The sequence below is a fragment of the Nonomuraea sp. KM88 genome (genome assembly GCF_052245635.1).
Lineage (GTDB): Bacteria > Actinomycetota > Actinomycetes > Streptosporangiales > Streptosporangiaceae > Nonomuraea.
This window is the reverse complement of record NZ_JBQQCC010000006.1, coordinates 410,969-425,779: the sequence shown is the minus strand read 5'-3', so window position 1 is coordinate 425,779 and position 14,811 is coordinate 410,969. Positions and strand designations below refer to the sequence as shown.

Below are 14,811 nucleotides of genomic sequence, written 5' to 3'. Positions count from 1 at the left end.
CCGTGGCCTCGTTCAGACGGATGAACGGCGTCCTACTTGAGGCCAGAATTTCCGCTGGACCATCAGGGTCGTGGTGCCTGCCAGGATCATGCCGGCCACGTTCATCGACAGCTGCGACACCGAGCCCGCGACCTGCGCCCACTGGCCGAGCGCGAGCGCGACGGCCAGGTAGCCGGCGGCGGGCACCGTGGTGACCGAGATGAAGACGCCGATCAGGGCCGTCGACTTGCCCGCCGTGATCGACAGCACTCCGGCCACGCCCGCGAGCAGCGCCACGATGAACGACCACCGGTCGGGCGTGACGATGAACCTGACCTCCTCGCCGGTGGCGAGGTCGCCGGGGCCGATCCAGCCGAGCCAGTGGGAGACGAGCGCGCAGGCGAAGGTGACGGCGATCGCCGCCGCGAACCCGGTGATCAACGTACGGAGCGCGTGGACGACCAGCCGCCACCTGCGGCGCAGCAGGCCGAAGCAGACGGCCGCGATCGGGCCGAACTCCGGGCTGAGCACCATCCCGCCGATGATGAGGATGACGGAGTTCTGCAGCACGCCGATGCCCGCCAATTGTGTGGCGATGGCGAGGAAGACCAGGAACGCCCACGTGATGCCGGACTCGCCCTGCACCCGGTGCGCGAACTCCTCCCAGATGACCGCGTCGTCGGGCTCGCCCGGCGCCTCCTCGACCGCCTCCTCCGCCGTCCTGGACAACGACAGGTCGACGTGCTCGATGGCGATCGAGCCCTCCTTCTCCAGCCACTTGAGTCGGCCCAGCACCTCGTTGGCCGACTCCCTGGCGGCGTCGCAGAGGATCACGTCGCCGCTCGGCAGGCGGGCCGCCCCGGAGAGGACGACGATGTTGGTGACGCCAGGGCAGTCCTCCAACACCGCCGTCACCTCGTCCGCGCGTGAGGGCGGGCTGATCAGCCGTAGATGGAGCATCCGGCCATTGTCGTCGATCGGACGTTGACGTGGTTTTGACACGTGTGCGCGAGGGTTTCCCGCATGTGCCGCTTCAGCTGTCACGACCACGGTGAGGAGTGCTGGTTCGCCGGCATCGACGACCAGGAGTGCGGGGGCAGGTTCGCGCGTTACCTGTACGAGGAGGCGTTCAGGTCTGGCGGAGCCGTACGCGCTGCACCGAGTGATCGGCGCCCTTCTTGAGCACGAGGTCGGCGCGGCCTCTGGTGGGGGCGATGTTCTCGACGAGGTTGCGTTCGTTGATGTCGCGCCAGACGTTGACCGCGAAGTCCGTGGCCTCGTCGTACGACAGCTCCGCGATGTGCCGGAAGTACGACTTCGGGTCCTCGAAGGCGGTACGGCGAAGCTTGTGGAACCGTTCGACGTACCAGGTGCGGATGTCCTCGACCTTGGCGTCGACGTAGATGGAGAAGTCGAAGTAGTCGTTGACGGCGAGGGAGGTGGGTGGGGCGGGCTGGAGGACGTTGAGGCCCTCGATGATCAAAATGTCCGGACTTTTCACGGTCTGGTGTGCGCCGGGGACTATGTCGTACTCGAGGTGGCTGTAGACCGGCGCCCGCGTCGCCGCCGCCCCGGCCTTGACCTCCGCCACGAACCTGACCAGCGCCCGCCGGTCATAACTCTCGGGGAAGCCCTTGCGATGCATGATGCCCTTCTTCTCCAGCACCGCGTTCGGGTAGAGGAAGCTGTCGGTGGTGACCAGTTCCACGTGCATGTGCTCGGGCCAGCGGGCGAGCAGGGTGTGCAGCAGCCGCGCCGTCGTCGACTTGCCGACCGCGACGCTGCCCGCGATGCCCAGGATGTACGGCACCCGCTGCTCGTCACGCCCGAGGAAGGCGCTCAGCACGCTGCTGCGCTGTTTGGACCCGGTGAAGTGCAGGTTCAGCAGCCGGGTCAGCGGGAGGTAGATGTCGGTGACTTCGGTGAGGTCGATGGGGTCGTCGACGCCGCGCAGCTCTTCCAGCTCGTCTGCGGTGAGAGTCAAGGGCGTGTTCTTGCGGAGCTCGCTCCACTGCTCCCTGCTCAGTTCCACGTAGCCGTTGTTCACCTTGGCAGCGTAGCGATGGAGGAAAGAGCGGATCTTGGCGGGTCCTGGCCGGTCGTCCACAGGTTGTGGACGACGGCCGGAGATTACCGCTGATTCCGGTATGCGAAGGTTTGTCGAGGGCTACTGTTGCTGGCGGGAGGCTTCCGTGGACCGTCGTCGTTTCATCACCAGCGTGGTCGCCGCTGCCGGCGTCGCGGGCCCCTTCGCCGGGGTCGCCTGCGCGGGCGCCCAGGGAGGGGCGAAGCCGGTCCGCGCGTACGGGCCGCTGCGTCCCGTGAAGGATCTTCGTGACGGCAAGGTGCGCCTGCACCTGCCCGGCGGGTTCAAGTACCGCTCGTTCAGCCCCGCCGGCGACCGGTTCGGCGACGGCTCGGCCGTGCCCGGCAGGCACGACGGCATGGCGGCCTTCGCCGGCCCCGGGGGCAGCGCTGTCCTGGTCCGCAACCATGAGGTCAACGGGCCTGTCGGCGCGTTCGGCGACAAGGGCAGGGCGTACGACCCCATGGCAGGGGGAGGCACTTCGACGCTGCAGGTCACCCGCTACGGAGAGGTGATCAAGAGCGGCCCCTCGCTCAGCGGCACCATGATGAACTGCTCGGGCGGCCCCATGTCGTGGGGGGCCTGGGTGACCTGCGAGGAGACGGTCAACGGCCCCGACGTGGGCGACGACTTCTCCGGCGGCGACAACTCCAAGCTCACCCGCCCGCACGGCTACATCTTCGAGGTGCCGCTCGACCGCCCCGCCGCCGCCCGGCCGATCAGGTCCGCGGGGCGTTTCCCGCACGAGTCGGCCGCCTTCGACCCGTCCACGGGCGCGATCTACCTCACCGAGGACAACTTCGGCTTCCCGTCCGGCTTCTACCGCTACCTCCCGCCCAGACATCCCGCCGTGGCGGGGCGGCTGCTCGACGGCGGCAGGCTGCAGATGCTCGCCGTCAAGGGCGCCAAGCGCAAGGATCTGTCCGAGGGCCAGGAGCCGGGCGCCTCGTACGCCACCACGTGGGTGGACATCGACGAACCCGATCCCCGCTTCATGGGCACGCCTTCCAACGACGACGCCGTCCAGGCGGTGGGCCGGCAGGGCAGGGCGGCCGGCGCGGCGATCTTCTCCCGGCTGGAGGGCGCGGTCTGCCACCAGGGGACGGTCTACTTCGTCTCGACGCAGGGCGGGGCCACCGCGTCCGGTGACACGCCGCCCGACGGGTTCGGCAAGGGACGGGGACAGGTGTGGGCGTACGAGACGTGGAGCGGCCGGCTCAAGCTCGCATACGAGTCGCCGCGCTCGGAGGTGCTCGACCTGCCCGACAACGTGACGGTCAGCCGCCGCGGCACGCTGGTGTTGTGCGAGGACGGCGACGGCGCCAACTACCTGCGCGGGCTCAGCAGGGCAGGGAAGATCTTCGACTTCTGCCGCCTGGAGCCGATCCCCGGCGACGCGGGAGCCGAGTTCGCCGGCTCCACGTTCGGGCCCGGCGGCCACACGCTCTACGTCAACATCCAGGCCGAACACGGCATGTCGATCGCCATCTGGGGGCCCTGGGAGAAGGGGCTGTTCTAGGCTTGGTGCGGTGATCCTGGGCATCGGGGTGGACATCGTGGACATCTCCCGCTTCGAGGCGACGCTGCGCCGCACGCCGCGCCTGCGCGAGCGGTTGTTCACCGAGGCCGAGCGGCCGCTGCCGGTGCACTCGCTGGCCGCCAGGTTCGCCGCCAAGGAGGCCGTGGCCAAGGCGCTCGGGGCTCCGCAAGGGCTGGGGCACCAGGAGGCCGAGGTGCGCTGCGACGACCTCGGCAAGCCCGAGCTGGTGATCACCGGGCGGGCCGCGGAGGTGGCGTACGAGCTCGGGATCAAACGCTGGCACCTCTCACTCAGCCACGACGCGGGCGTCGCCGTGGCCTACGTGATCGCGGAGGGATAGCTTCGGATCATGCGCACCGCCTACACCGCCGACCAGATCCGTGGCGCCGAGCACGCGCTCATGGCCCTCCTGCCGGAGGGCACGCTGATGCAGCGGGCCGCGTCGGGGCTCGCCGCCGTCTGCGCCGACCTCCTCGGCCGGGTGTACGGCCGGCGCGTCGTGCTCCTCGTCGGCAGCGGCGACAACGGCGGCGACGCCCTCTACGCGGGCGAGCGGCTGGCCCGGCGAGGCGCCAGAGTAGGCGCGGTCCTGGCCGGGTCCAAGACCCACGAGGCGGGCCTGCTCGCCTTCACGCGGGCGGGCGGCCGGGTCGTCGACCGGGCGGCGATCGACGACGCCGACCTGATCATCGACGGGCTCGTCGGCATAGGGGCGGCGGGGGCGCTGCGGGAGCCGTACGCGGAGCTCGCCGCGCAGGCCAACGCCGCCCGCGCCGCGATCGTCGCCGTGGACGTGCCGAGCGGGGCCGACGCGAGCAGCGGCCGGGTGCCGGGCGCGGCCGTGCGGGCCAAGGTGACCGTGACGATGGGGGCGTACAAGACCGGGTTGCTCGTCGATCCCGGCGCGGCCTGCGCGGGCGCGGTCGAACTGGTGGACATCGGGCTCGGCGACCACCTGCCCGATCCCGACGTGGCCGCGCTGACCGGCTGCGACGTCGACGTCCTGCTGCCGCGACCGGCCACCGAGTCGGACAAGTACCGCAGGGGAGTCCTGGGGGTCGCGGCGGGCAGCGACCTCTACACCGGCGCCGCCGTGCTCGCCGTGGGCGGCGCGCTGCGCGCCGGGGCGGGCATGGTGCGCTACGCGGGACGGCACGCGCCCGTCGCGCAGGTGCGTGCGCACTGGCCCGAGGCGGTCGTCACCGAGCTGGACCGGCCCTCGATCGACGGCGTCGGGCGGGTGCAGGCATGGGTGCTCGGGCCGGGGCTCGGCACCGATGACTGGGCGCACGAGCTGGCGGCCAAGGTGCTCGCCTCCACCGTGCCCGTACTGATCGACGCCGACGGGCTGACGCTGGTGGCCAGGGACCGCGGGCTGCTGCGCCGCGGCGCGCCCGTGCTGATCACCCCGCACGCGGGCGAGCTGGCGCGGCTGATCAGGGCCGAGCGCGACGACATCGAGGCGGCCCGGCTGGAATACGCCCGCAGGGCGGCGGCGGAGCTCGGCGTGACGGTCCTGCTCAAAGGCTCCACCACGGTGGTGGCCGAGGACGCGCGGCCGGTGCGGGTCAACGTCACCGGCTCGCCGTGGCTGGCCACAGGGGGTACGGGCGACGTGCTGTCCGGGGTCGCGGGCTCGCTGCTCGCGCAGGGTCTGAGCTGCTACGACGCCGCGTCCTGCGGCGCCTACCTGCACGGGCTGGCCGGAGGGCTGGCCGCCGTGGGCGCGCCGCTGACGGCGGCCGACGTGGCCACCGCCGTCCCCGCGGCCATCCGCGCCGTGAGCGGCGGCCCACCAGGCGGCTCACCAGGCGGTACGGCCTGGCGGGCGGCGGGGGCCGTGGGAGAGGATAATCGCGCTCGACCACGTGCGTGACCTGCCACACTAGAAGGATGTACTCCCCGATGACCACGCCCGCGCAGGCTCGGGTCGACCTGGCCGCGATCAGGCACAACGTGGCCCTGCTCAAAGAGCGGGCCGGCGGCGCGGAGCTGATGGGCGCCGTCAAGGCCGACGCCTACGGCCACGGTCTGGTGCCTGTCTCCGAGGCGGTCCTGGAGGGCGGCGCGAGCCGGCTCGGCACCGCGTTCGTCGGGGAGGCGCTCGCGCTGCGCGAGGGCGGCGTGACTGCGCCGATCCTGTCCTGGCTCCTCACCCCGGGAGAGCCGCTCGACGACGCCGTGCAGGCCGACGTCGAGCTGTCGGCCTCCGACGAGGGGATGCTCGGCGAGATCGCCGCCGCCGCACGGCGCACGGGCCGCACCGTGAAGCTGCACCTGGAGGCCGACACCGGCATGAGCAGGGGCGGCTGCCCGCTCGCCGCCTGGCCGGCGCTGCTGGCCGCGGCGCTGCGGTTGCAGGCCGAGGGCGCCGTCGCGATCGCCGGGCTCTGGTCCCATCTCGCCTGCGCCGACATCCCCGGCCACCCGTCGATCGGGCGGCAGCTGGAGGCGTTCGAGGCGGCGCTGAAGCTCGCCGAGCAGGCGGGCGCGGCCGGTTCCCACGTGATCAGGCACATCGCCAACTCCGCCGCCACCGTGACCCTGCCCGAGGCCCGCTACGACCTGGTCAGGCCCGGCATCGCGATCTACGGCCTGAGCCCCATCCCCGAGCTGGGCGACTTCGGCCTCAGGCAGGCCATGACGCTGGTGGCCCGGGCCGGGCTGGTCAAGCGGGTCCCCGAGGGCTCCGGGGTGTCCTACGCCCACCTCTACGTCACCGGACGCGAGACCACGCTCGGGCTCGTGCCGCTCGGGTACGCCGACGGCATCCTGCGGCACGCGACGGGAAAGGCCGAGGTCCTGGCGGGTGGGCGGCGCAGGACGATCGCCGGCCGGGTGTGCATGGACCAGTTCATGATCGACATGGGCGACGACGCGCTGTCGGCGGGCGACGAGATCGTGCTGTTCGGGCCGGGTGACGAGGGCGAGCCGACCGCTCAGGAGTGGGCGGATACTCTCGGCACGATCACGCATGAGATCGTGACCAGGATCGGTTCGCGTGTGCCGAGGGTCTACGCGCACAGGACTCGGAGCACCTCGCGGCGGGCATGAGCGGGAGAAGGGTCGGGGAGATGACGACGACAAGACGGCGCAGGGTGGGGATCGCCGGCGCGCTCGTCGGTGCGGCTTCCGCCGGTGTCGCGGCGGCGGCGCTGGCCAAGCGCTATGCGGTCGGCCGCATCAGGCTGCGCCCCGACGACGAGGCCAGCGAGCCGTTCGGCGAGTTGCGGGGCAGGGAGCGCACGCTCGTCACCTCCGACGGCAAGGCGCTGCACGTCGAGATCGACGGGCCGGACGACGCGCCGCTGACCATCGTCTTCTGCCACGGCTACTGCCTCAGCCTGGAGTCCTGGCACTACCAGCGTAAGGATCTGCGGGAAAACTACCGTCTCGTGCTGTGGGACCAGCGCTCCCACGGCCGCTCGCAGCGCGCCGGCTCCGACGACAGCACGATCGACCGGCTGGGCGACGACCTGGCCGAGGTGATCGAGGCCCACGTGCCCGGCCCGTGCGTGCTGGTCGGCCACTCCATGGGCGGCATGACGATCATGGCCCTCGCCGACCGCCGTCCTGAGCTGTTCGGCGAGAGGATCCGCGCGGCCGCGCTCGTCGCGACCTCGGCGGGCAAGCTGGCCGAGCTCACCCTCGGCCTGCCCGCGCTGGTGTCCAAGGTCGTGCACAAAATGGCCCCCACCACGGTGTCGATGCTGGGCAAGCGGGGCGCGCTGGTCGACCGCACCCGCCACGCGGGCAGCGACATCGCCTTCCTGATCACCCGCTACATGGGTTTCGGCGACTCCAAGAACGTCAGCCCGACGCTGGTCGACTTCGCCGAGTCGATGATCAGGGCGACGCCGACCGAGGTGGTCGCCGACTTCTACCCCGCGCTGATGAACCATGACAAGCTCTCCGCGCTGCACGTCCTCGACCCGGTGCCCACCGCGATCCTGGTGGGCGACAGCGACTGGCTGACGCCGCCCGAGCACAGCAGGGCCATCGCCGCCGCGCTGCCCAAGGCGCAGCTCACCGAGGTGCCCGACACCTCCCACCTGATCCAGCTGGAGCGCCCGGGCATCGTCAACGACGCGCTGCGTGACCTGGCGAAGAGGGTGGAGCTCTAGTGCGGCTCGCGACCCCTGAGGACATGCGCGCCTATGGCGCCCGCCTGGCCGTACGGCTGCGCCCCGGAGACCTGCTGGTCCTGTCGGGCCCGCTCGGCGCGGGCAAGACCACGCTCGTGCAGGGCATCGCGGAAGGCCTCAAAGTACGCGGCCCGATCACCTCGCCCACCTTCGTGATCGCCAGGGTGCACCCGTCGCTGCGCCAGGGGCCGCCGCTCGTCCACGTCGACGCCTACCGGCTGGGCGGCGATCTCGAGGTCGACGACCTCGACCTGGACGCCTCGCTGGAGGAGTCGGTCACCGTCGTCGAATGGGGCGAAGGGCTCGTCGAGGGCCTGGCCGACGACCGGCTGGAGATCCACATCGACCGCGAGGCGGGCGACGAGGCCCGCCTCGTGACCCTGCGCGGCGTGGGCGAAAGATGGGCCGACACGCCGTCTGAGCCGCCGGAAGAGTAAAACGGCGGTCAAGCTCCGGCAATGCTGGCACCCTTGACGTACCCGGCCGATGATGTAAATCATGATCGTTGACTAGGGTTCGCCCAGAATTTCTGGGTATCAGGAGGGGCGACATCCATCTCTTTGGTGGATGCTGGGGTGTAACACGGCAAAGTGGGGTGCGGCCGGTGCTCAGGGTCAGGCGAGTCGCGTACGCGGGAGCCATCGTCATTCTCGGTCTGACCGGCTGCACAGCCTCGGCCGAGACCGATCCGACAACGACACCCTCGCCCACGGCCAGCGGCACCACCGCCGCCCCGACCGCCAGCGGCAGCCCGAGCCCCACGGCCACCAGGCAGACCATCTCGGTGCAGCTCAACCCCGACCGCGTCACCGCGGGCGAGACGTCCACGGTGTGGATCCTGGCCAACTGCCCGGTTCCGACCGGCGGCCCCGCCCACACCGGCACCGCGACGTCCAAGGCCTTCATCAACGGCGTCACGCTCAACCCGGTCCCCGCGGCGTCGGTGACCCCCACCCCGACCGCCACCCCGGCCAACGGCTCGCCGTGGGTGCGCGGCGAGGCACAGGTCTCCGGGACGGTCAAGCGTGGCAGCTACCGCGTCGACGTCAAGTGCGACGGCACCAACGACATGGGCAGGGCCACGCTCAGGGTCGTCGCGGCCGAGCCCGACGACGACCCGACCGGCGTGCCCACCAAGGCGCCCAAGGCAGGCGGGGGTGGCACGTACGCGAAGGACGCCGACGAAGAGTCGTCCATCCCGCTCGGCCCCGCCGGCGCGCTGGTCGCGCTGGCGCTGGCCGCCGGCGTCGGCATAGCGGTCAAGCGCCGTAAGGCATAGACCGTGGCCCGCCCAGGACGGGTGGTGCTCGCGGGCGCCGTGACGGGACTGCTGCTGGTCGCGTTCGGCAACAATCTCAAGACCGGCACCACTCCAGCACAGGCCGTCGTTCCGGAGAGCATCGACATCCCGTCGATCGACGTCGAGGCCCCGCTGATGGAGCTCGACCTGCTGAAGAACGGCGAGGTCGAGCTGCCGCCGTACGAGAAGCCGAAGACGGCCGGCTGGTTCACCGGCAGCGCGGTGCCCGGCGAGAAGGGCGCCTCGGTCATCATCGGCCACGTCGACACCAAGACGGCGCCCGCCGTGTTCTACAAGCTCAGGAACTTACGCAAGGGCGAGACCGTCAAGGTCGAACGCAGCGACGGCAAGACCGTGACGTTCAAGGTCGACGGGATCGAGCAGGTGCACAAGGACGACTTCCCCGCCAAGCGCGTCTACGTCGAGGACGGGCTCAAGCTCGTCACCTGCGGCGGCAAGTTCGACTATGCCAAGGGCGAATACCTGGACAACATCATCGTGTACGCGTCCCGGGCCTGAAATCCGCTTGCGTCCCCCGGGACGATGAAGACATGAGTGCGGACACCATTCCGCCCGCGTCCGGCGCCCGTGTGCCGTGGCACGACGTGCACCCGCCGGTACGCGCGGCGGTCGAACGTTTCCTCGGCGGGCGCGTGGCGGAGGCGACGACGCAGCCCGGCGGCTTCACGCCGGCGGCCGCCGTCCGGCTGCGCACCGAAGGCGGACGGCGGGCGTTCGTCAAGGCCGTCGGCCCCGAGCCGAACGCCGACAGTGTTCGCATGTACCAGAACGAGCTCGAGATCGCGGCAGCCCTGCCCGCGTCCGTGCCGGCGCCCCGCCTGCTGACGGGTTTCGAGCTGGACGGCTGGGTGGCGCTGGTCTTCGAGGACGTCGAGGGCGCGCATCCCGAGCTGCCGTGGCGGCGTGACCAGCTCGACCGGGTGCTGGACGCCCTCGACGAGATGTCGGCCGCGCTCACACCCTCACCGATCGACGTGCCGCGGTTGGGCGAGACGTTCGGCTCGTTCGACGGCTGGCGCAGTCTGCTCGACGAGGACACCACCGGCCTCGACCCGTGGGCGCTGCGCCACCTCGATGAGCTGGCCGGGCTGGAGTCGGGCTGGGCGGCGGCCGCGGCAGGAGACACCCTGGTCCACGCCGACGTGCGGGCCGACAACATCCTGCTCACCGACGAACGTGTCTACTTCGTCGACTGGCCGTGGGCCTGCCTGGGCGCGCCCTGGGTCGACCGGGTCTACCTGCTGCCGTCGGTCGGCATGCAGGGCGGGCCGCCGCCGTACGAGCTGTGCACCGACCCCGATCCCGCCGTGACCGCGACCGTCGCGGCCATGGCCGGCTATTTCGTCCACCACGGCCGCCTGCCCGATCCGCCGGGGCTGCCCACGGTCAGGGCGTTCCAGCGGGCGCAGGGCGTGGTGGCGCTCGACTGGTTGCGGCGGCGTACGGGCTGGGCCTGACACTGTCCCGCACCGGCTTGTCGCCGGGCGTGCCGGTAACGGCCGGGAGAGACCTTTACGGCGGGTACGCTAGACAGTCGTGCTGGTCCTGGCCTTTGATACCGCGACACCCGCCGTCACCGCCGCCCTCCACGACGGGGAGCGGGTGCTCGCCGAGTCGACGACGATCGACGCCCGGCGCCACGGCGAGTTGCTCGCCCCCACCATCGAGCGTGTCCTGGCCGAGTCGGGGGCGTCGCTGCGCGACGTCACGGCCGTCGTGGCGGGCAGTGGCCCCGGGCCCTACACCGGGCTGCGTGTCGGCCTGATGACCGCGCAGGGGCTGTCCACGACGCTGGGCGTGCCCTCCTACGGCGTGTGCACGCTCGACGCGGTCGCGTTCGGCAGTGGCCTGGCAGAGCCGTTCCTGGTGGCCACCGACGCGCGGCGCAAAGAGGTGTTCTGGGGGCGTTATGCCGACATGCGCACCCGGGCCGAGGGGCCGTTCGTCAACCGGCCCGCGGAGGTGCCGGTGGAGGGGCTGCCGATCGTGGGAGCGGGTGCTGCGCTATATCCCGAAATGTTGGGAAACGGGGGCGACGTGCCCCCGTACCCCAGCGCGGGGGCGCTGGCCGCGCTCGCGGCCGAGCGGCTCGCCGAGGGCGCCCCGCTCGATCCGCCCCGGCCGATCTACCTGCGCAGGCCCGACGCCGTGGTGCCGGGCGCGCCGAAGAGGGTGACGGCGTGAAGCTCAGGCCGATGACCGAGGCCGACCTGCCGGCGGTCATGGCGATCGAGCAGGCCACCTTCCCGCTCGACGCGTGGAGCGAGGGCATGATGCGCGGCGAGCTGGCCGACATGCCGCGCACGCGCCACTACGTGGTTGCCCTGGTCGACAGCGCGATCGTCGCCTACGCCGGGCTCGCCGCCGCGGCCGACCAGGCCGACGTCCAGACCATCGCCGTGCTGGAGAAACACCAGGGCACCGGCATCGGCAGCGCGATGCTCACCGAGCTGCTGGCCGAGGCGCAGCGCAGGGGAGCGCGGGAGATCTTCCTGGAAGTACGCGCCGACAACGCGCGCGCGCAGACGGTCTACCGGCATTTCGGGTTCGAGGAGATCGGCACCCGCCGCCGCTACTACGACGACGGCACCGACGCGATCATGATGAGAAGGAAGCTCGATGGCTGACGAACCGCTGGTCCTGGGGATCGAGACCTCCTGCGACGAGACCGGCATCGGCATCGTCAGGGGTCACACGCTGCTGGCCAACACCATCGCCTCCAGCATGGAGGAGCACGCCAGGTTCGGTGGCGTGGTGCCCGAGGTCGCCTCGCGCGCCCATCTGGAGGCCATGACGCCGACCGTGGAGGCCGCCCTTGCCGAGGCCGGGCTGAGGTTCTCCGACATCGACGCCGTCGCCGTGACCGCGGGCCCCGGGCTCGCCGGCGCGCTGCTGGTCGGGGTGGCCGCGGCCAAGTCCTACGCGCTCGGCCTCGGCGTGCCCCTCTACGGCGTCAACCACCTGGCCGCCCACGTCGCCGTCGACCAGCTGGAGCACGGGCCGCTGCCCAAGCCGTGCGTCGCCATGCTGGTCTCGGGCGGCCACTCGTCGCTGCTGCTCGTGCCCGACGTCGCCGAAGACGTGATCTCGCTCGGCTCCACCGTGGACGACGCGGCCGGTGAGGCGTTCGACAAGGTGGCGCGGGTGCTGGGGCTGCCCTTCCCTGGCGGGCCGTACATCGACAGGGCCGCGCGCGAGGGCTCCGGCGAGGCGATCGCGTTCCCACGCGGCAAGCTCGACGACGGCACGCTCGACTTCTCCTTCTCCGGGCTCAAGACGGCCGTGGCGCGCTGGGTCGAGGCCCGCGAGGCGTCAGGGCAGGCCGTGCACGTGCCCGACGTCGCCGCCTCGTTCCAGGAGGCCGTGGTCGACGTGCTGACCCGCAAGGCGCTGCAGGCGTGCAGGAAATACGGGGTGGACGATCTGCTGATCGGCGGCGGTGTGGCGGCCAACTCCCGGCTGCGCGCGCTGGCGCAGGAGCGCTGCGAGGCGGCCGGTGTGCGCCTGCGGGTGCCGCGGCCCGGGTTGTGCACCGACAATGGCGCCATGGTCGCCGCCCTGGGCTCCGACCTGGTCGCGGCCGGCATCACCCCCTCGACCCTGGAGATCCCGGCCGACTCCTCGCTCCCGATCACGACGGTGCACGTGTAGGGCGCGGGCAGGCCGGCGCGTGCCCGCGCGAGCGGTCAGTCTTTCGCCCTGGTCGGGCGGAGCAGGGCCTCGGCCAGCGCCAGCATGGTCTCCTCCAGGGCGCCGAGACGCTTGTTGAGGTCTTCGGCGGCTGGCTGCACGATGCCGGTGACCGTCTCGGCCAGCTCGTCGCGGTCGGGACGTGTCCTGACCAGCTCGGTGAGCGCGGTGGCGGCGGTGGTCAGCCGCTCGGCCTGGTCGCCGGTCTGCGAGCGGATCAGCTCGCCGATCCGCTCGGGGATGGCCAGGGTGGCGGGCAGCTGGCCGACGCGCTGGTTGACCGACTCGATGCGGTCGTCGACGGACTCCAGGTGCTCGCTGGCCTGCTCGGCGCGGGTGACCAGGCTGTTGACGTGGGTGTCGAGGACGTTGAAGCGGTTGTCGAGCCCTCCGAGGTGGCCGTCGATGGCGTCGAAGCGGCTGCTCAGGTGCTCTTCGGCCTCGCCGAGGCGCTCGTCGATGGCGTCCATCTGGCCGTCGAGCCGGTTGAAGCGGCCCTCGGCGCGGGTCGTGCTCTCGCCCACGCGCTGCTCGGTGCCGGACATGCGCTCGTCGAGCGCGGTGAAGCGGGCGTCGACGCGTACGTCGAGCGCGTCGAAGCGGTCGTCGTGGCGGCCCAGATGGCCGTCGAGGATGCCGAGGCGCTTGTCGACCGCGCCGAGCTGGCCGTCCATCGACGCGAGGCGCTTGTCGACGCCGCCCACCCGGGCGTCGAGGCCGTCGATCCTGGTGTCGATGTCGGCCAGGCACTCGTCGGCGGACTCCAGCCGGCCGCCGAAGTCGGCCACCCTGGTGTCGAGGCCGGAGAGCGCGCTTTCCGCCCGGTCGAGCCTGGCGTCCACGCCGCCGAGCCGGGCGGTCAGGCGCTGCTCGCTCTCGCCGAGTTGGACGGCGAGGTGGCGGTCGGTCTCGTCGAGCCTGGCGGCGAGCCGCTGCTCGATGTCGGAGAGGTGGCCGGTGAGCTGGTCGTCGGCCTCCTTGAGCCGGATGGCGAGCCGCTCGTCGGCCTCGACGAGGCTCCTGGCCAGCCTCTGGTCGGTCTCGTCGAGCCGGGCGGTCAGGCGCCGGTCGGTGCCCTCCAGGCGCACGGTGAGCCGCTCGTCGGTCTCGTCGAGCCGGGTCGTGAGGTGCTGGCCCGCCTCGTCGAGCCGGGCGGTGAGGCGCTGGTCGGTCTCGTCGAGGCGGGCAGCCATGCGCTGCTCGGCGGCGTCGAGGCGGGCCCGCGTCTGCTCGGTCGAGTCGGCGATGCCCTCGGACAGGTCGCTGATCACGCCCTCGACGCGGTCGGTGCGGGTGGCCAGCTCGGCCACCGACCGGTCGAGCCTGGTGAAGCGGCCGGCGGCGGCCTCCATGCTGGAGCTGAGCGTGGTCAGCCTGGTGGCGAAGTCGGACATGCCCTTGGTGATGCCGTCGGCGGTGTCGAGCACCGCCTGCAGGCGGTTGAGCGCCTCGTCGACGCCCTCGCCGACGGTGCCGACGCCGGCCTGCAGGCCGGGCAGCTCGGACATCGGGGCGACACGGGCGTCGACGCCGCTCACCCGCTCGCCGACGGCGTCGACGTGGTCGCGGACCGCCTCCACGTGCTGCGCCAGGCCCTCGGCCCACATCGGCGGCTTGGCGGTGATGTCGTCCAGCCGTCCGTTGACCGCCTCAAGGGTGCCGCTCAGGCCGCCGAGCTCGCGCTCGCGCACCTCGCGCAGGAGCCACTCCATGCCTTCGAGCCGCTGGCGGATCTCGTCGAGCATGGCGCCCTGGGTGCGCTGCTCGTAGACGTGATCCTGGGAGGCGCGCTGCAGCAGGTCTCGCATTCTCTCTGAAATGGCCAGATGGCCGCCTGCCTGAAGAAGGGTGGTGTGGTTGGAATGATCCACCGAAAGCTCCTTCGCTCGCCGACGGTCTGCCGCGCAGCGGTGGGGTAGGTCAGGTTTGCAGATGAAAGAGCGAGAACACGGTTAACCGCACTGGGGAGAACTCCCGCCCGCCCACCTTAGCCTTTTGATCAAGGTCCGTCAGCGCCGAATGGAAAGATCGCTCGAAACCGAAGAATGCC

Annotated in this window: 15 protein-coding genes; 12 read left to right on the top strand and 3 right to left on the bottom strand. The window is 71.6% G+C overall.

Annotation, left to right across the window (positions count from 1 at the left end; genetic code table 11):
- Positions 1–12: 12 nt before the first annotated feature.
- Positions 13–939 carry a DUF389 domain-containing protein gene (locus ACTWPV_RS21325; protein ID WP_443153134.1) on the bottom strand — a complete coding sequence of 309 codons (927 nt, stop codon included), beginning with the start codon at positions 937–939 and terminating at the stop codon, positions 13–15.
- Positions 940–1,108: 169 nt separating this feature from the next.
- A complete protein-coding gene (coaA, locus tag ACTWPV_RS21320; protein ID WP_443153151.1) occupies positions 1,109–2,011 on the bottom strand; it encodes a type I pantothenate kinase in 903 nt (300 codons plus the stop codon).
- 160 nt (positions 2,012–2,171) lie between these two features.
- On the opposite strand from coaA, the gene ACTWPV_RS21315 reads away from it, so the two are divergent.
- The 12 genes from ACTWPV_RS21315 (at position 2,172) to tsaD (ending at position 12,722) form a co-directional block, all read left to right on the top strand.
- Positions 2,172–3,584: a PhoX family protein gene (locus ACTWPV_RS21315; RefSeq protein ID WP_443153133.1), complete on the top strand. Its 1,413-nt coding sequence runs from the start codon at positions 2,172–2,174 to the stop codon at positions 3,582–3,584.
- Positions 3,585–3,594: 10 nt separating this feature from the next.
- Positions 3,595–3,945, top strand: a complete 351-nt coding sequence (locus tag ACTWPV_RS21310) for a holo-ACP synthase (RefSeq protein WP_347616766.1) — start codon at positions 3,595–3,597, stop codon at positions 3,943–3,945.
- A gap of 9 nt (positions 3,946–3,954) precedes the next feature.
- Complete coding sequence (locus tag ACTWPV_RS21305; RefSeq protein WP_443153132.1) at positions 3,955–5,481, top strand: NAD(P)H-hydrate dehydratase; 1,527 nt, start codon at positions 3,955–3,957, stop codon at positions 5,479–5,481.
- Positions 5,482–5,510: 29 nt separating this feature from the next.
- Positions 5,511–6,659 (top strand): alanine racemase, encoded by a 1,149-nt coding sequence (gene alr / locus ACTWPV_RS21300; RefSeq protein ID WP_443153150.1) that lies wholly within the window; start codon positions 5,511–5,513, stop codon positions 6,657–6,659.
- Between the two features lie 20 nt (positions 6,660–6,679).
- Positions 6,680–7,729 carry an alpha/beta fold hydrolase gene (locus tag ACTWPV_RS21295; protein WP_443153131.1) on the top strand — a complete coding sequence of 350 codons (1,050 nt, stop codon included), beginning with the start codon at positions 6,680–6,682 and terminating at the stop codon, positions 7,727–7,729.
- The gene (gene tsaE / locus ACTWPV_RS21290; protein WP_443153130.1) at positions 7,729–8,187 is read left to right on the top strand and encodes a tRNA (adenosine(37)-N6)-threonylcarbamoyltransferase complex ATPase subunit type 1 TsaE; all 459 of its coding nucleotides are present in this window, start codon (positions 7,729–7,731) and stop codon (positions 8,185–8,187) included. Before ACTWPV_RS21295 ends, tsaE begins: the two co-directional genes overlap by 1 nt.
- Before the next feature lie 167 nt (positions 8,188–8,354).
- A complete protein-coding gene (locus ACTWPV_RS21285) occupies positions 8,355–9,029 on the top strand; it encodes a hypothetical protein (RefSeq protein ID WP_347646504.1) in 675 nt (224 codons plus the stop codon).
- Between the two features lie 3 nt (positions 9,030–9,032).
- The gene (locus ACTWPV_RS21280; RefSeq protein WP_347646505.1) at positions 9,033–9,569 is read left to right on the top strand and encodes a class F sortase; all 537 of its coding nucleotides are present in this window, start codon (positions 9,033–9,035) and stop codon (positions 9,567–9,569) included.
- A gap of 32 nt (positions 9,570–9,601) precedes the next feature.
- Positions 9,602–10,528 (top strand): aminoglycoside phosphotransferase family protein, encoded by a 927-nt coding sequence (locus tag ACTWPV_RS21275; RefSeq protein ID WP_347646506.1) that lies wholly within the window; start codon positions 9,602–9,604, stop codon positions 10,526–10,528.
- Between the two features lie 79 nt (positions 10,529–10,607).
- A complete protein-coding gene (gene tsaB, locus ACTWPV_RS21270; RefSeq protein ID WP_443153129.1) occupies positions 10,608–11,255 on the top strand; it encodes a tRNA (adenosine(37)-N6)-threonylcarbamoyltransferase complex dimerization subunit type 1 TsaB in 648 nt (215 codons plus the stop codon).
- Positions 11,256–11,266: 11 nt separating this feature from the next.
- Positions 11,267–11,698: a ribosomal protein S18-alanine N-acetyltransferase gene (gene rimI / locus ACTWPV_RS21265; protein WP_443153149.1), complete on the top strand. Its 432-nt coding sequence runs from the start codon at positions 11,267–11,269 to the stop codon at positions 11,696–11,698.
- Positions 11,691–12,722, top strand: coding sequence for a tRNA (adenosine(37)-N6)-threonylcarbamoyltransferase complex transferase subunit TsaD (gene tsaD / locus ACTWPV_RS21260; RefSeq protein ID WP_347646508.1), 1,032 nt, complete (start codon positions 11,691–11,693; stop codon positions 12,720–12,722). Before rimI ends, tsaD begins: the two co-directional genes overlap by 8 nt.
- A 35-nt stretch (positions 12,723–12,757) precedes the next feature.
- On the opposite strand, the gene ACTWPV_RS21255 is transcribed toward tsaD, so the two are convergent.
- A complete protein-coding gene (locus ACTWPV_RS21255) occupies positions 12,758–14,569 on the bottom strand; it encodes a hypothetical protein (protein ID WP_443153128.1) in 1,812 nt (603 codons plus the stop codon).
- Positions 14,570–14,811: the final 242 nt, after the last annotated feature.